The sequence below is a fragment of the Streptomyces sp. NPDC007917 genome, from assembly GCF_042959105.1.
Taxonomy (GTDB): Bacteria; Actinomycetota; Actinomycetes; order Streptomycetales; family Streptomycetaceae; genus Streptomyces.
Window position 1 is genome coordinate 172,181 of the sequence record NZ_JBIBKK010000012.1, and the last position, 18,888, is coordinate 191,068.

Here is an 18,888-nt window from a genome sequence, read left to right on the forward strand (position 1 = left end):
GACGACATGGTCAGCGAGGAGAAACTGGTCGAGTACCTGCGCCGGGTCACCACCGAGCTGCACGACGCCAGGACCCGGCTGCGGGAGCTGGAGGAGGGTGAGCAGGAGCCGGTCGCGGTGGTCGGCATGGCCTGCCGTTTCCCCGGCGGGGTGCGGTCCCCCGAAGACCTGCGCCGGCTCGTCCTGTCGGGCGGCGACGCGATCGGTGACTTCCCCACCGACCGGGGCTGGGACCTGGACGGCCTCTTCCACCCGGATCCGGCGCACTTCGGCACCAGCTATGTGAGGCAGGGCGGCTTCCTGTACGACGTCGACCGGTTCGACGCGGGGTTCTTCGGCATCAGCCCGCGCGAGGCGCTGGCGATGGACCCGCAGCAGCGGCTGCTCCTGGAGCTGTCGTGGGAGGCGCTGGAGTCCGCCGGGGTGGTGCCCGGCGCGCTGCGCGCCAGCCGGACCGGTGTGTATGTGGGGGTGTCCAGCGAGGACTACATCTCCGGACTGCCGCGGATCCCGGAGGGCTTCGAGGGCTACGCCACCACCGGCAGCCTGACCAGCGTCATCTCCGGCCGCGTCGCGTACACCTTCGGCTTCGAGGGCCCCGCGGTCACCGTGGACACCGCGTGCTCGTCGTCGATGGTGGCCATCCATCTGGCGGGGCAGGCGCTGCGGCAGGGCGAGTGCTCCCTGGCGCTGGCGGGCGGCGTCACGGTGCTGTCCACGCCGCTGATGTTCACCGAGTTCTGCCGGCAGCGGGCGCTCACACCCGACGCCCGGTGCAAGCCGTTCGCCGCCGCCGCAGACGGCACCGGTTTCTCGGAGGGGGCCGGCCTGCTGCTGCTGGAGCGGCTGTCCGACGCGCAGCGCAACGGCCACGAGGTGCTGGCCGTCCTGCGGGGCTCGGCCATCAACCAGGACGGCGCGAGCAACGGGCTGACCGCGCCCAACGACGTCGCCCAGGAGAACGTGATCCGCGACGCGCTGGCGAGGGCCGGGCTGTCCGGCGCGGACGTGGACATGGTCGAGGCGCACGGGACGGGCACCCGGCTGGGCGACCCCATCGAGGCGGAGGCGCTGATCGCCACGTACGGGGCGGACCGCCCGGCGGAACGGCCGCTGTACCTCGGCTCGATCAAGTCGAACATCGGCCATACGCACGCGGCGGCCGGGGTCGCGGGCGCGATCAACACCGTGATGGCGCTGCGGGACGGCAAGCTGGCCAGGACCCTGCACATCGACGAGCCGACCCGCCACGTGGACTGGAGCTCCGGCACGGTGCGGCTGCTGACGGACCCGCACGACTGGCCGGTGACCGACCGGCCGCGCCGGGCGGCGGTGTCGTCGTTCGGCGTGTCCGGCACCAATGCCCATGTGATCCTCGAACAGGCCCCGGACCAGCCCGAACCGGCCCCGTCCGGCACCGCGGACGGCGGCCGCCACGGCGTGGTGCCCTGGCCCGTCTCGGGGCGTACCGAGGCGGCGCTGCGGGACCAGGCCGCGCGGCTGGGCGCCTTTCTGACGGCGGACGGTGCGGCGAGTGGCGCCGCGGACGTGGGCTGGTCGCTGGCGACGCGCCGCTCGGCGTTCGAGCACCGGGCCGTCGTGGTGGGCCGCGAGCGGTCGGACCTCCTCGCCGCGCTCGACGGTCTCGCGGCCGACGAGCCGGGCCCCGCGGTGGTGCGCGGGGTGGCGGCGGACGTGGGCGCGGGCCCGGTCATGGTGTTCCCCGGGCAGGGGTCGCAGTGGCTCGGCATGGGCGTGGAACTGCTGGACACCTCCCCCGTCTTCGCGGCGCGCCTCGCGGCGTGCGAACGGGCCCTGGCCGCGCATGTCGACTGGTCGCTGACCGACGTGCTGCGCGGCGCGCCGGGGGCGGCCGACATCGGCCGGGTCGATGTGGTGCAGCCGGTGTTGTGGGCGGTGATGGTGTCGCTGGCCGCGGTGTGGCAGGCGCACGGCGTACGGCCGGCCGCCGTGGTCGGCCACTCGCAGGGGGAGATCGCGGCGGCCTGTGTCGCGGGCGCGATGACGCTGGAGGACGGCGCCCGTGTGGTGGCGCTGCGGGCGCGGGCGCTGCGGGCGCTGGCCGGGCAGGGCGCCATGGCCTCGCTGGGCTGCGGTGTCGAGGGGACGGAGCGGCTGACCGCCGCACACGCGCCGGACGTGGCGGTCGCGGCGGTCAACGGCCCGTCGTCCACGGTGGTCTCCGGGCCGCCCGAGCAGGTCGAGAAGCTGGTGGCCGCCGCGCGCGCCGACGGGCTGCGGGCCCGCGCGATCGACGTGGACTACGCCTCGCACGGCCCGCAGGTGGACGGCATCGCGGACGAGCTGGCCGAGGTGCTGGCCGGGGTGTCCGGCGCCTCCTCCGACACCGCCTTCTACTCGACCGTGACCGGCGCCCGTATGGACACCTCCGGTCTCGACGCCGGCTACTGGTTCACCAATCTGCGCCGGCCGGTGCGTTTCGCCGAGGCGGTCCAGGCCCTGCTCGACGCCGACTACCGGGTGTTCATCGAGGTCAGCGCGCATCCCGTGCTGCTGCTCGGCCTGCAGGAGTGCTTCGAGGCGGCAGGCGTCCCGGCCGTGGCGATCGGCACGCTCCGCCGGGACGAGGGCGGCCCCGAGAGGCTGTGCCGGGCGCTGGCCGAGGCGCATGTCGCGGGCGTGGCGGTGGACTGGGCGAGCTGGTACGCCGAGGGGCCCGCGCCCGCGGCGGTGCCGCTTCCGGTGTACGCCTTCCAGCGGGAGCGGTACTGGCTGCCGGCCGGTGGGAGCTCCGGTCCCGGCGATGTCGCTGGCGCAGGGCTCACCGCGGTCGGACACGCGCTGCTCCCGGTGTCCGTGCGCCTGGCCGACGGGAGCCTGGTGCTCAGCGGGCGGCTGCCGGAGGCGGCGCGGGGCGGCTGGCTGGCCGAACACCTGGTCGCGGACCTGCCGTTGCTGCCCGGCGCGGTGCTGGTCGAATGGGTGCTGCGGGCGGCCGACGAGGCCGGCTGCGGCGGTGTCGAGGAGCTGGCGCTCCAGGTCCCGGTGGCGCTTCCCGCATCGGGCGGGCTGGTGATCCAGGTGGTCGTGGACGCCGCCGAGGGCGACGGGCGCCGTCCGGTGCGGGTCTACTCCCGGCCCGAGGAGGACACAGCGGCGCCGGACACCTGGGTCTGCCATGTCTCGGGCACGCTGCTCCCCGGCGCGGCCGGGCCGGTTCCGCCGCCCGGTCTCGGCGGGGCGTGGCCGCCGCCGGGGGCGCGGCCGGCGGCGATCGAGGGGTTCTACGAGCGGGCCGGGGCAGCTGGTTACGGCTACGGCGCGTTCTTCCGGGGCCTCGCCCACGTATGGCACGACGGCGAGGACACGCTGGCGGAGGTGGTGCTGCCCGAGGAGGCGGCGGAGCAGGCGGGTGGCTTCGGTATCCATCCCGCCCTGCTCGACGCGGCGATGCAGCCCGTACTGCTGGCCGGTCAGCTCGCCGCCGCGCCGGGTGTCGACGCGGCGCCCGGGACGGGGACGGTGCTGCTCCCGTTCACCTGGAGCGGGGTGCGGCTGTGGGCGGGTGGCGCCACCCGGCTCAGGGTCCGGCTGTCGCCGCGGCCGGAGGGGCTGCGGGTGCTGCTGGCCGACGCCACGGGCGCCCCCGTGCTGACGGCGGACGCGGTCGCGCTCCGTGAGACGGGCGTCCGGCAGTTGCGCGCGTCGAGCCGGGTGCGGGGGTCGCACGGGCTGTTCGCCGTCGAATGGATGCCGCCGCTGTCCGCCCCGGCGGGCGGGACGGCGTCCGGGACGGCCCCCGCGTCGCTCGCGGTGCTGGGCGACGAGGCCCCGGACCTGGCCGGCGCCGACCGTTATCCCGACCTCGACGCGCTGTTCCGCGCCGTGGACGGCGGAGCCACCGCACCGGATGTCGTCGTCGCCCCGGTGCGTACGGACCCGGCGGAGGCGGACACCGGCTTGGCGGCCGCGCGGCGGACGCTGGCGCTGGCCCAGGAGTGGCTGGCCGGCAGCGGGGTCGAGGGGGCGCGGCTCGCCGTGGTCACCCGGTCGGCGGTGCGGACCGGGGACGGCGACCCGGAGCGGGTGGACCCCGCGGCGGCCGCGGTGTGGGGGCTGGTGCGCAGCGCCCAGACGGAACACCCGGGGCGTTTCCTCCTGATCGACATCGACACCGACACCGACACCGACGCCGACGCCGACACCGGCCTGGAGGCATTGCGGGACGCGTTGCGGGAGGCGGTGCGTACGGACGAGCCGCAGCTCGCGCTGCGTGGCGGGCGCGCGTTGGTGCCCCGGATGGCCCGGGTGGACGCCGAGCGGGAGCTGGTGGCCCCGGCGGGTGAGCGGGCGTGGCGCGTGGTGGCCGGCAAGACCGGCCCCGACGACCTCACGGCGGTGCCCAGCCCCCGGGCCTCGGCTCCCCTCGCGCCCGGCCAGGTGCGTATCGCCGTACGGGCCGCGGGGCTCAACTTCCGCGATGCGCTGATCGCCCTGGACATGTACCCGGACGCGGCGGCGTCGATCGGCAGCGAGGGCGCCGGTGTCGTGCTGGAGGTGTCCGAGGGGGTGGCCGGGATCGCCGTCGGCGACCGCGTGATGGGCCTGTTCGACGACGCGTTCGGCCCGGTGGCGGTGGCGGACGCCCGGATGGTCGCCCCGGTGCCGGACGGCTGGAGTTTCCGGGAGGCCGCGGCGGCCCCGGTGGCGTTCCTGACCGCGTGGTACGGCCTGGTGGAGCTGGGCGGGCTGCGCTCCGGCGAGACCGTGGTGGTCCACGGTGCGGCCGGCGGCGTGGGCATGGCCGCCGTCCAGGTCGCCCGGCACCTGGGCGCGGAGGTGTTCGCGACGGCGAGCCCGGCGAAGCACCCGGTGCTGGAGGGCATGGGTGTGGACGCCGCCCACCGGGCGTCCTCGCGGGATCTGGGCTTCGAGGCGGCGTTCTCGTCGGCGACCGGCGGCCGGGGCGTCGACGTCGTCCTCAACAGCCTGGCCGGGGAGTTCACGGACGCCTCGCTGAGGCTTCTCGCACCCGGCGGGCGGCTGATCGAGATGGGCAAGACGGACGTACGCGACCCCGATCAGGTCGCCCACGAACACTCGGTCGCCTACCGGGCGTTCGACCTGATCGCGGACGCCGGTCCGGAGCGCATCGGGCGGCTGCTGGCGGCCCTGGGCGAGCGGTTCGCCGACGGCGCGTTCACGCCCCTGCCCGTCACCGGGTGGCGCCTCGGCCAGGCCAGGCAGGCGCTGCGGCGGCTCAGCCAGGCCCGGCACACCGGGAAACTGGTGCTTGACGTGGATCCGGCGCCGGACCCGGACGGCACGGTGCTGATCACGGGCGGCACCGGCACCCTCGGCGGCCTGATCGCCGAACACCTGGTGCGCTCGCACGGGGTACGGCATCTGCTGCTGCTCAGCCGGCGCGGCCTGAGCGCCCCGGGCGCCGAGGAGCTGACGGCCCGCCTCACCGAACTGGGCGCGCGGGTGCGGGTGGCCGCGGTGGACGTCGGGGACGCCACCGCCCTGGACGAGGCGGTCGCGGGCGTCGACCCGGCGCATCCGCTCACGGGCGTCGTCCACGCCGCGGGCGTGGTGGCCGACGCGATGCTGCCCTCGCAGGACGAGGAGCGCCTGGCGGAGGTCTGGTCGGCCAAGGCCGCGGCGGCGGACCGTCTGCACCGCGCGACCGCCGGGCTGCCGCTGGCCATGTTCGTGCTGTTCTCGTCGTTCGCGTCCACCCTGGGCACCCCGGGGCAGGCCAACTACGCGGCCGCCAACGCGTACTGCGACGCCCTGGTCGAGCGGCGGCACGCCGAGGGGCTGCCGGGCGTGTCGGTGAGCTGGGGTCTGTGGTCCGCCGCGAGCGGGCTCACCGGAGGGCTGACCGAGGCCGATGTGGCGCGCATCGCCCGGCAGGGCATCGTCCCGAACAGCACCGAACAGGGACAGGACCTGTTCGACGCGGCGCTCGGGCACGGGCGGCCGGCGCTGCTCGCGTGGAACCTGGACACCCGGGCGCTGGCCGCGCAGCCCGTCGCGGCCCTGCCCGCGCCGCTGCGCGCCCTGGCGGCGGACGCCCAGGCGGGCGCCCGCCTGGCCGGCCCGGCGGCGCGGCCGACCGCGGCGGCGGCCGAGGAGCCCGGGGACTGGGCGGCCCGGCTGGGCGCCCTCGCCCCGGCCGAACAGCGGCGCCTGCTCACCGACCTGGTGCGCAGGCACGCCGCCACCGTGCTCGGCCACGCCGACCCCGAGGCCGTACCGGCCGACGCGGCGTTCAAGGAGCTCGGGTTCGACTCGCTGACCGCCGTCGAGCTGCGCAACCGCGTCACCGCCGCCACCGGGCTGCGGCTGCCCGCCACGGTCATCTTCGACTACCCGGAGCCGGGGGCGCTGGCCGAGCACCTGCGCGCCCAACTCGCCCCCGAGGCGGGGGCGACGACGGCGCCGGACCTCTACGCGCCCGTACTCAGCCGGCTGACGGGCCTGGAGGAGACCCTGACGGCCCTCACCGCGTCCGGGGTGAACGGCGGTACGAGCACAGCGGCCGACCCCGGCGCGGTGACGGCGCGTCTGGAGTCGCTGCTGGCCACGTGGAAGGCGGCGCACGCCCCGCACCGGAACGGCGGCACCGCGGCCGAACGGCTCGAAGCCGCGACGACCGACCAGGTCCTGGACTTCATCGACAAGGAACTCGGAGTGCAATGAGCCCGGTCTGCCAGGAACGCCGAGAATCCCGAGAAACCTCGAAGGCGAAGTGACGCGCCGTGACCACTGAGACCAACGAAGAGCGGCTGGTCGACTATCTCAAGCGGGTCGCCGCCGATCTGCACGACACCCGGGCGCGGCTGCGCGAGGTGGAGGACGGGCAGCGGGAGCCGGTGGCCATCGTGGCGATGGCCTGCCGCTACCCCGGCGACGTCGCCTCCCCCGAGGCCCTGTGGGACCTCGTCGCCGCGCGCCGGCACGCGATGACCGCGTTTCCGGACAACCGCGGCTGGGACCTGGAGCGGCTGTTCCACCCGGACCCCGACCACCCGGGCACCAGCTACGCCCGCGAGGGCGGATTCCTGCACGACGCCGACCGGTTCGACCCGGAGTTCTTCGGCATCAGCCCCCGCGAGGCGGCGGCGGTCGACCCGCAGCAGCGGCTGCTGCTCGAAGTGGCCTGGGAGGCGCTGGAGCGGGCGGGCATCGCGCCCGGGTCGCTCAAGGGCGCGCCCGTCGGCGTGTACGCGGGCACCGCCCTGCCCGGCTTCGGCACCCCGCACATCGACCGGGCCGCGGAGGGTTATCTGGTCACCGGCAACGCGCCGAGCGTGCTGTCCGGCCGGGTGGCGTACACCCTGGGTCTTGAGGGGCCCGCGGTCACGGTGGACACGGCGTGTTCGTCGTCGCTGGTGGCCATGCACCTGGCCGCTCAGGCGCTGCGGCAGGGCGAGTGCGAGCTGGCGCTGGCGGGCGGCGTGACGGTCATGACCACGCCTTACGTGTTCACGGAGTTCGCGCGGCAGCGCGGCCTGGCGGCCGACAGCCGGTGCAAGGCCTTCTCCGAGGCGGCCGACGGCACGGCCTTCGCCGAGGGTGCGGGGCTGCTGGTGCTGGAGCGGCTGTCGGACGCCCAGCGCAACGGGCACCCGGTGCTGGCCGTGGTGCGCGGTTCGGCGATCAACCAGGACGGCGCGAGCAACGGGCTGACCGCGCCCAACGGCCTGTCGCAGCAGCGCGTCATCCGGCAGGCGCTGGCAAGCGCCCGGCTCTCCCCGGCGGATGTGGACGCCGTCGAGGCACACGGCACGGGCACCACGCTCGGCGACCCGATCGAGGCCCAGGCGCTGCTGGCCACCTACGGTCAGGAGCGGCCCGAGGGGCGGCCGCTGTGGCTGGGCGCGATCAAGCCGAACCTCGGGCACACGCAGGGCGCGGCGGGCGTCGCCGGCGTGATCAAGATGGTGATGGCGCTGCGGAACGCCTCGCTGCCCGCCCTGCTGCACGCCGACCGGCCCACGCCCGTGGTCGACTGGGACGGCGGCGCGGTGCGGTTGCTGGCCGAGCCGGTCTCGTGGCCGGCCGGGGACCGGCGGCGCCGGGCCGGTGTCTCGTCCTTCGGCATCAGCGGCACCAACGCGCATCTGATCCTGGAGGAGGCCCCGCCACGGCCGGACACCGAGCTGCCCGAGAACGGGCCTCAGCGGCCGGAGGGCACCGCCGTGCCGTGGGTGGTGTCCGCGCGCGGCGCGGCGTCGCTGCGGACGCAGGCCGCGGCGCTCGCCGAGCACGTGGCGGCGCACCCGGACGTCCCGGCCCGCGACATCGGCTGGTCGCTGGCCACCACGCGCTCGCCGCTCGACCACCGCGCGGTCGTGCTGGGCGCGGACCGCGAGGAGTTGTCGGCCCGGCTCGCCGACCTCGCCGAAGGGCGGACACACCCCGATGTGACGCGGGCGTCCGCTCCGGCGCGGCTCGGTGGCAGCGCGTTCCTCTTCACCGGGCAGGGCAGCCAGCGCCCGGGCATGGGCGCCCAGCTGTACCGGGCCCACCCGGTGTTCGCCGCCGCGTTCGACGAGGCGTGTGCGGCCCTGGACCCCCAGCTTGACCCCCATCTGGGGCGGTCGCTGCGGGAGTTGGTGTTCGCACCGGCCGACGGAGACGGGGCCGGGGCGGGCGCGCTGGACGCGACGGAGGTGACCCAGGCCGCGCTGTTCGCGGTCGAGGTCGCCCTGTACCGGCTGGTCGAGTCGTTCGGTGTGGTCCCCGGCTATCTGGCGGGACACTCGGTCGGCGAACTGGTCGCCGCGCATGTCGCCGGGGTGCTGTCGCTGCCGGACGCGGCGCGGCTGGTGGCTGCCCGGGGGCGGCTGATGCAGGCGCTGCCCGAGGGCGGCGCGATGGTCGCGCTGGAGGCCGCCGAGGAGGAGGTGGCGCCGCTGCTCGCCGGACGGGCGGACCGGGTGGCGCTGGCGGCCGTCAACGCGCCGACGTCGGTGGTGGTCTCGGGCGACGAGGAGGTGGTCGAGGAGATCGCCCGTACGATCCGGGAGCGGGGACAGCGCACCAGGCGGCTGCGGGTCGGCCACGCCTTCCACTCGCCGCGGATCGACCCGATGCTGGAGGAGTTCCGGCGGGTCGCCGCCTCGCTCACGTACGCCCAGCCGCGGATCGCCGTCGTCTCGAACGTCACCGGCGCCCTGGCCGGGGCCGAGCAGCTGTGCGACCCGGACTACTGGGTGCGGCACGCGCGGCAGCCGGTGCGGTTCCGCGACGGCGTCGCCGCGCTGCGCGCGGAGGGCGTCACCCGCTTCCTGGAGCTGGGCCCGGACGCCGTGCTCACCACCATGGCGCGTGACTGCCTGACCGCGGAGGGGGCCCCCGGGGCAGCCGCCGGGGAATCGGCTCAGGGTGCGGGTCCGGGGTCCGGTCCCGGCGCGCCGGTGTTCGCCACGGTGCTGCGCAAGGGCCGCGACGACTCCCGTACGCTGCTGACCGCGCTCGCCCGGCTCCATGTGGACGGCGAGAGCGTCGACTTCTCCGCCGCCTTCCCGCCCGGCGCCCGCGCCACCGACCTGCCCACCTACCGCTTCGACCGGCGCCGCTACTGGCGCGACGCCCCGCAGGCGGAGGCGGACGTACGGGCCGCGGGGCTCGAGGCGAGCGACCACCCGCTGCTGGGCGCAGCCCTCGAACCGGCGGACGGCGGGCTGCTGCTGACCGGCCGGCTGTCGCTGCGGAGCCAGCCCTGGCTGGCCGACCACGCCATCGTGGACGCCGTGCCACTGCCCGGCACGCTCTTCGTGGAGCTGGCCCTCCAGGCCGGCGAGCGGACCGGCTGCGACCGGATCGACGATCTCACCCTGGAGGCGCCGCTGCTGCTGCCTCCGGTGGGTGCGGTGGACCTCCAGGTGGCCGTCGGGGCCGCCGACGCGGCCGGCCGCCGGGCCGTCACCGTCTATTCGCGCCCGTCCGGCGACGGCTCGGCGGACCCTGGTGTCCCGGAGGAGTCGGGCGACGGCCCGTACAGCCCGTGGCGCCGGCATGCCACCGCCACGCTCGGCACCGCGCCGGCCGGCGCGGGGACCGGCGTCACCGAGCCCGCGGCGGAGCCGGCCCAGTGGCCGCCCGCCGGGGCGGAGGCCATCGACGTGGCCGGGCTGTACGAGCGGCTGGCCGCCGAGGGCTACCGGTACGGGCCCGCGTTCACCGGGCTGCGCGCCGCGTGGCGGGTCGGCGAGGAGATGTTCGCCGAGGTGAGCCTCGCCCCGGACCGGCGGGGCGACGGCGCGGCGTACGCCGTCCACCCCGCGCTCCTGGACGCCGCGCTGCATCCGATCGGCGCGCTGTTCACCGGCGAGGACCAGGCGGGCGGCGCACCGGGCACGGTCCGGCTGCCGTTCTCCTTCGGCGGCGTACGGCTGCTCGCGCGCGGCGCGTCCAGGCTGCGGGTCCGTATCACGCCGACCGGGCCGGACACCGTGACCATGCGGCTGTCCGACGACGCCGGTGCCGAGGTCGTGGCCGTCGACTCGCTCACGCTGCGCGCCGTTTCCGCGCGGCGGTGGCGGTCCGGCGCGATCCCGGCGGACAGGCCGCTGTACCGGCTGGACTGGGAGGCCTTCGCGCCGCCCACCCCCGCGGTACCGGCGCCGGACCGCTGGGCCGTGGTCGCCACGGACGCCGTGAACGGGCCCGACAGCGCTGGCCGTACGGGCGGGACGTTCGCCACCGACGCCGCCACGGCCTCGCTGCCCGGGGAGCACGTCACGCGCCACCCGGACCTGGCCGCGCTGAGCGCGTCGGTCGCCGCCGGCGCCCCGGCCCCCGACCTGGCCGTCCTGGCCTGCCTCGGCGCCCCGTACGACACGTCGGGCGGCGACGAACCGCCCTCCCGGGTACGCGCCGCCACCCGCCACGTCCTCGCGCGGCTGCGGGAGTGGCTGGCGGACGACGCCCTCGGCGCCTGCCGGCTGGTGGTCCTCACCGCCGGAGCCGTGGCCGCCGGCCCGGACGACGCGCCGGCCGACCTGGCGGGCGCGGCGGTCCTGGGCCTGCTGCGCGCCGCCCAGGCCGAACACCCGGGGCGGCTCGTGCTGGTGGACACCGACGACGCCCCGGCGTCCCGGGACGCGCTGGCGGCGGCGGTGGCCGCCGCCGTGGCCGCCGGCGAGGGGCAGCTGGCGCTGCGCGAGGGGCGCGCGCTGGTGCCCCGGCTGGTGCCGGCGCACCCCGACCCCGACGCGGAGCCGGCGGCGCTCGACCCCGACGGCACCGTGCTGGTGACCGGCGGCACCGGCTCGCTCGGCCGGCTGCTCGCCCGCCACCTCGTCGAGGCGCATGGCGCCCGGCATCTGCTGCTGGTGAGCCGGCGCGGGCCGGCCGCCGAGGGCATCGAGGCGTTCGCGGCCGGGCTCGCGGCCGACGTACGGATCGTCAGCTGCGACACCTCCGACCCCGAGGCGCTGGCCGCCCTGCTCGCCACCGTCCCCGAGGAGCACCCGCTGACCGCGGTCGTGCACACCGCGGGCGTACTCGACGACGGCGTGGTCACCTCGCTGACGCCCGAACAGCTCGACGCCGTGCTGGCGCCGAAGGTGGACGCGGCCTGGCATCTGCACCGGCTGACCCGGGGCGCGGACCTCGCCTCCTTCGTCCTGTTCTCGTCCGCCGCCTCCGTGCTGGGCAGCGGCGGACAGGGCAACTACGGCGCGGCGAACGCGTTCCTCAACGCCCTCGCCGAGCACATCCGCGCCGCGGGCGGCCCGGCCACCTCACTGGCCTGGGGCCTGTGGGCGGTGGACGAGGGGATGACGGAACACCTCGCCACCGCGGATCTGGCCCGGATGGCGCGCTCGGGCACGGCCGCGATGTCCGGGGATGCGGGCCTGGCCCGGTTCGACGCGGCGCTCACCTCCGCGCCGCCCGTGCTGATCCCGGCCAGGTTCGACCTCGCCGTCCTGCGCGAGCAGGCGGCCGCGGGCACGCTGCCCCCGCTGCTGCGCCGCCTGGTGCGCCTGCCCGTCCGTACGGCCGCGGCTACCGAGGCGTCACCCTCCTGGGCCGGGCGGCTCGCCGGGCTGCCGGAGAGCGAACAGGACCGGGTGATCGGGGAGCTGATACGCGACCGGATCGCCGCCGTCCTGGCGCACCCCGACCCGGAAACCCTCGAACTGGGCCGGACGTTCTCGCAGCTCGGTCTCGACTCGCTGACCGCGCTGGAGCTGCGCAACGCGATCCATGAGGCCACGGGTGTCCGCCTCCCGGCCACGGCCGTCTTCGACTACCCGACCCCCGAGACCCTGGTGAGCCATCTGCGCACCGAACTGCTCGGCGCCACCGCGGCCACCGCGCCGCTGCCGCCGGGGGCCGGAGCGCCGGCCCGGTCGGAGAGCGCGGAGGACCCCGTCGTGATCGTCGGCATGGCCTGCCACTACCCGGGCGATGTGCACTCCCCGGACGAGCTGTGGCGGCTGGTGGCCGACGGGGTGGACGCGATCGGGCCGTTCCCCGAGGACCGCGGCTGGGACGTGGCCGGGCTGTACGACCCCGACCCCGAGCGCACCGGCAAGAGCTACGCCAGGGAGGGCGGCTTCCTGCACCAGGCGGCCCTGTTCGACGCGGAGTTCTTCGGGATCAGCCCCCGGGAGGCGCTGGCCACCGACCCGCAGCAGCGGCTGCTGCTGGAGACGGCGTGGCAGGCGTTCGAGCACGCCCGGATCGATCCGGCGGCGCTGCGCGGCAGCCGGACGGCGGTGGTCACCGGCATCATGTACGACGACTACGGCGCGCGGTTCCTCGGCCGGATCCCGGAGGGGTACGAGGGCCAGATCATGACCGGTTCCACGCCGAGCGTGGCGTCCGGCCGGGTGGCCTACACCTTCGGCCTGGAGGGGCCGACGCTGACCGTGGACACGGCGTGTTCGTCGTCGCTGGTGGCGATGCACCTGGCCGCGCAGGCGCTGCGGCAGGGCGAATGCGAGCTGGCGCTCGCGGGCGGTGTGACGGTGATGGCCACGCCGAACACGTTCGTCGAGTTCTCCCGCCAGCGCGGCCTGGCGCCGGACGGGCGGTGCAAGCCGTTCGCGGCCGCCGCCGACGGCACGGGATGGAGCGAGGGCGCCGGGCTGCTGGTGCTCGAGCGGCTGTCGGACGCGCGCCGCAACGGGCACCGGGTGCTCGCGATCCTGCGGGGTTCGGCGGTCAACCAGGACGGCGCGAGCAACGGCCTGACCGCGCCCAACGGCCCCTCCCAGCAGCGGGTGATCGGCCAGGCCCTGGCCGCGGCGGGGGTGGATCCCGCCGGGGTCGATGTGGTGGAGGCGCACGGCACGGGTACGACGCTGGGCGACCCCATCGAGGCCCAGGCCCTGCTGGCCGCCTACGGCCGGCACCGCCCGGACGACCGGCCGCTGTGGCTGGGCTCTGTGAAATCGAACATCGGGCACACCCAGGCCGCCGCCGGTGCGGCGGGCGTCATCAAGATGGTCATGGCCCTGCGCCACGGCCGGCTGCCCGCCACCTTGCACGTCGACGAGCCCAGCCCGCACGTGGACTGGGCGGGCGGAAACGTCCGGCTGCTCACCGAGGCCACCGACTGGCCCGAGACCGGCCGGCCCCGCCGCGCCGCGGTCTCCTCCTTCGGTATCTCCGGCACCAACGCCCATCTCATCCTGGAACAGGCGCCCGACCAGCCCGGACAACCACGGCCGGAGCAGCCGGAGTCCGCCGCCGCGGGCGGCATCGTGCCCTTCGTGCTCTCCGCCCGCACCGCCGAGGCGCTGCGCGCACAGGCCGCGAACCTGGCGGGGTGGCTCCCCTCGGCCGAGGTGGCGGAGGTGGGCTGGTCGCTGGCGACCACCCGCTCGGCCTTCGAGCACCGGGCGGTGGTCGTGGGCGAGGACCGGGACGCGCTGCTGGCCGGTCTGGAGAAGCTGGCCGCGGACGAGCCCGATCCGGCGGTGGTGGCGGGAGCGGCGACCGCCGCGGCCGCGGGCCCGGTGTTCGTCTTCCCGGGCCAGGGGTCGCAGTGGCGCGGCATGGGCGTGGAACTGCTGGACACCTCGCCGGTGTTCGCGGCCCGGATCGCGGAGTGCGAGCGGGCCCTGGCGCCGTACGTGGACTGGTCGCTCACCGCCGTACTGCGCTCCACCGAGGCCGACACCGGCACCGGTACCGGCACCGGCACCGAAGCCGCCGACCTCCAGCGCGTCGATGTCGTGCAGCCCACCCTCTGGGCGGTGATGGTGTCCCTGGCCGCCCTGTGGCAGCACCAGGGCATCACCCCGGCCGCCGTGATCGGCCACTCCCAGGGCGAGATCGCCGCCGCCTGTGTGGCCGGGGCCCTCACCCTCGACGACGCCGCCAAGGTGGTGGCCCTGCGCAGCCAGGCGCTGCGCGCCCTGGCCGGCCACGGCACCATGGCCTCGCTGACCCTCGGCGCCGACGACACCGCCCAGCTCCTGGACGAGCTGGGCGACCAGGCCGACGACGTCACCCTGGCCGCCGCCAACGGGCCCGCCACCACCGTCGTCTCCGGCGCGGTGGAGCAGATCGCCACCGTCCTGGCGGCCGCCGAGGCGCGCGGCGCGCGGACCCGCACCATCGATGTGGACTACGCCTCGCACGGGCCCCACGTCGACCGCATCCGCGAGGACATCGTCTCCGTCCTGGGCGACCTCGCGCCCACCGCCTCCGACATCGCCTTCTACTCCACGGTGACCGCCGAACGCCTGGACACCGCAGGGCTCGACGCCGACTACTGGTTCACCAACCTCCGCCGGCCGGTCCGCTTCGCCGACACCCTCACCGCCCTCCTCGCCCATGGACACCGCCACTTCATCGAGGTCAGCCCGCATCCCGTGCTGATCCCCGGGATGCAGGACGGCTTCGAGGCGGCCGGCGCCCCCGCCACCGCCGTCCCCACCCTCCGCCGCGACCAGGGCGGGCCCCACCAGCTCGCCCAGGCCGTGGCCCGCGCGTACACCACCGGTCTGGCCATCGACTGGGCGCCGTGGTACCCGGCCGGGCCGCGCACCACCGATCTGCCCACCTACCCCTTCCAGCGCCGCCGCTACTGGCTCGGCATGGACGGCGGACCGGGCGATCTGCGCGGCGCCGGACTCACCTCGCTGGCCCACGCCCAGCTCGGCGCCGCGGTCGAACTGGCCGACGGGGGGCTGGTGATGACCGGCCGGCTGCCCGCCGCCGGGAACGGCGGCTGGCTCGCCGACCACGTCGTCGCCGACACCCCCCTGGTGCCGGGCACGGCCCTGGTGGAGTGGGTGCTGCGGGCGGCCGACGAGGCGGGGTGCGGCGGGATCGAGGAGCTGGCGCTCCATGTTCCGATGGCGCTGCCCGCGTCCGGTGGGCTGCGGGTCCAGGTCGTGGCGTACGCGCCCGACGGGGACGGCCGCCGCGAGGTGCGGGTGCACTCCCGCCCCGAAACGGAGGACGGCTCGTCGCCCTGGACCTGCCACGCGACCGGACACCTCTCCCCGACCGCCCCGGGCGCCGCGGACCCGGCGCCGGCGGGGGTGTGGCCGCCGCGGGACGCCGAGCCGCTGGACGTGGCCGGCTTCTACGGCCGCGCCGAGGCGATCGGCTACGGCTACGGCCCGGCCTTCCGGGGCCTGACCGCCGCCTGGCGGCAGGGCGCCGACCTGCTCGCCGAGGTGGTGCTGCCGGAGGCGGCCCACGAGGGGGCCGACGGGTTCTCCCTGCACCCCGCGCTGCTCGACGCGGCCCTGCACCCTCTGGCCCTGGACGGCCGGGGTGAGGACGGGCGGATGCGGCTGCCGTTCGCGTGGAGCGGTGTGTCGCTGTGGGCCACCGGGGCACGCGCGGCCCGGGTCCGGATGTCCCCGCTGGAGCACGGCTTCCGGCTGGTGGTGGCCGATACGGCGGGCCAGCCGGTGCTCAGCGCCGAGTCCGTGGTCGTACGCCCGACGAGCGCGCGGCAGTTGCGCGAGGCGGGCGCGCGGCGGGTGGACGGGCTGTACGCGGTGGCGTGGGTGCCCCTGCCGACACCGTCGGACACCACGGCGCAGGTGGAGGCGGGGGCCGCCGAGGGGTGGGCGCTGCTGGACGGCGGCCCGCTCCCGTTCGACCCGTCAGAGGCCGGATCGCCGCCCCGTCACGCCGACATCGACGCCCTGCTCGCCGCCCCCGCCAGGCCTCACACGGTGCTCGTCGGCGTTCCGGCCGCCGAGGGCGACCGGGAATCGGCCGACGGCGCGTTGGCCGTGACCACCGGTGTGCTGACGCTGGCGCGTCGGTGGCTGGACACGCCGGAGCCGGCCGACGCCCGGCTGGTGCTGGTCACCCGGGGCGCGGTGGCGGCTGCGGAAACCGACAACGGCCCCGACCCGGCGGCGGCCGCCGTGTGGGGGCTGCTGCGCAGCGCACAGGCGGAGAACCCGGGCCGTTTCCTGCTGTGCGACATCGACGACGGCGCCGGGCCCGACGATGTGCTCGGCGCCGTCACCCGGGCGGTGGCCCTGGACGAGCCACAGGTGGCGGTGCGCGGTGGCCGCGTGCTGGCGCCCCGGCTGGAGCGGGCGGGCGCACCGGAGCTGATGCCGCCGCCGGACGAACCGGCATGGCGGCTGGCGGCCGGTGACACCGGCACCATCGACAGCGTTTCGGTCGTGGCCTGCCCGGAGGTGCTGGAGCCGCTGGCGCCCGGCCAGGTGCGGATCGGGGTGCGGGCCGCGGGCATCAACTTCCGCGATGTGCTGATCGTGCTCGGGATGTATCCGGACGAGGGGGTGTTCCGGGGCAGCGAGGGCGCGGGTGTGGTGCTGGAGGTGGCCGGGGACGTGACGTCGGTGGCCGTCGGCGACCACGTCTTCGGGCTGTTCGAGGGCGCCTTCGGGCCCGTGGCCGTCGCCGACGCGCGCGCGGTCGTGCCCATCCCGCCGGGCTGGACGGACCAGCAGGCCGCGGCCGTCCCGACGACGTTCCTGACCGCCTGGTACGGGCTGGTGGACCTCGCGGGCCTCAGGGCGGGCGAGTCGGTGCTCATCCATGCCGCCACGGGCGGCGTGGGCACGGCGGCCGTGCAGATCGCCCGCCACCTGGGCGCCGAGGTGTACGCGACGGCCAGCCCCGGCAAACACGCCGTACTGGAGGCCATGGGCATCGACGAGGCCCACCGCGCCTCCTCCCGCGACCTCGACTTCGAGGAAGCCTTCCGCACCGCCACCGGCGGCCGCGGCGTCGACGTGGTCCTCAACAGCCTCGCCGGCGAGTACACCGACGCGTCCTTGCGCCTGCTGTCCGAAGGTGGGCGCTTCGTCGAAATGGGCAAGACCGACAAGCGCGACGCCGAGCAGATCGCCGAGGCGTACCCCGGTGTCCGCTACCGCTTCTACGACCTGGTGCCGGACGCCGGTTTGGACCGGGTCGCGGAGATGCTGGACACGCTCGCCGGCCACTTCGCGCGGGGCGTCCTGGCGCCGCCGCCGGTGCGGGCGTGGCCGCTGGCCGAGGCCCGCCAGGCGCTGCGCCACATGAGCCAGGCCAAGCACACCGGCAAATACGTGCTGGACATTCCCCGCACGCTCGACCCCGACGGCACCGTCCTGATCACCGGCGGCACCGGCACCCTCGGCGCCCTGGTCGCCGAACACCTCGTCACCACCCACCACATCACCCACCTCCACCTGCTCAGCCGCCGGGGCCCGGACGCTCCCGGCGCCGCCGATCTGACGGCCCGGCTCACCGAGCTGGGCGCCACCGTCCGTATCACCGCCACCGACACCACCGACCCCCAGGCCCTGCGCCAGGCCCTCGACACCGTCGAGCCCGACCACCCGCTCACCGGTGTCATTCATGCCGCGGGGGCCCTGGACGACGCGGTGCTGACCGCGCAGACCCCGGAGCGGCTGGCGTCGGTCTGGGCGGCGAAGGCGACGGCCGCGGCCAATCTCCACCGGGCCACCCAGGGGCTCCCCCTGGCCATGTTCGTGATCTTCTCCTCGGCCGCCGGCACCCTCGGCACCCCGGGGCAGGCCAACTACGCCGCCGCCAACGCCTACTGCGACGCCCTCGCCACCCGGCGACACCGCGCGGGACTGCCCGCCACCTCCATCGCCTGGGGACTGTGGGCCGCCACCAGCGAGATGACCGGCCATCTGGCGGAGGGCGACCTGGCCCGGATGAGCCGCACCGGCTTCACCCCGCTGTCCACCCCCAAGGCGCTGGCGCTGTTCGACGCCGCCCGGCGCCAGGGCGGCGCGACCCCGCTGGCGCTCGACCTCGATCCGCGGACGCTCGGCGCCCAGCCGTCCGACGCGGTGCCCGCCGTGCTGCGTACCGTCGCCGCCGCGGGAGCACCGGTCAGGCGTACCGCAGCCGTCGCAGGGTCCACCGACTGGGCCGGCCGCCTGGCCGCGCTCTCCGACGCCGAGCGCCACCGCGAGCTGGTCAACCTGGTGCGGACGCACGCGGCGACGGTGCTCGGCCACAGCGACCCCGCGGCGCTCCGCGCGGACACCTCCTTCAAGGAGCTGGGGTTCGACTCGCTGACCGCGGTGGAGCTGCGCAACCGGCTCTCGGCCGCGACCGGGCTGCGGCTGCCCGCCGCGCTCGTCTTCGACTATCCCGACGCGGAGACCATGGCCCGCTTCCTGGACCAGAAGCTCGCCCCCGCGGACCGGACGGATGCGGCCGTCGACCGACTCGCGCCCGTCCTGAACGACTTGGCCCGGCTGGAGTCCACTTTGGGCAGCCACGACGTGGACGGGAAGGCGCGCGAGACGATCGCGGGCCGGCTCCACGCCCTGCTGTCCAGGCTGGAGGGGTCCACGGCCAGTGCGGCGGACATCGACGGCGAGGCGCTGGAGTCCGCCTCGGACGACGAGATGTTCGCGCTCATCGACCAGCAACTGGGCTCGTCCTGACGAGAGGTGGGGG

2 protein-coding genes are annotated in these 18,888 nt (G+C 76.2%); both read left to right on the forward strand.

Translation table 11 applies throughout. The annotated features are described in order from the left end of the window. Window positions 1-6: 6 nt before the first annotated feature. Complete coding sequence (locus ACFZDL_RS24955; protein ID WP_353592714.1) at window positions 7-6,690, forward strand: SDR family NAD(P)-dependent oxidoreductase; 6,684 nt, start codon at window positions 7-9, stop codon at window positions 6,688-6,690. A 59-nt stretch (window positions 6,691-6,749) separates the two neighbouring features. Next, the gene (locus tag ACFZDL_RS24960; protein ID WP_353592713.1) at window positions 6,750-18,875 is read left to right on the forward strand and encodes an SDR family NAD(P)-dependent oxidoreductase; all 12,126 of its coding nucleotides are present in this window, start codon (window positions 6,750-6,752) and stop codon (window positions 18,873-18,875) included. Window positions 18,876-18,888 lie beyond the last annotated feature (13 nt).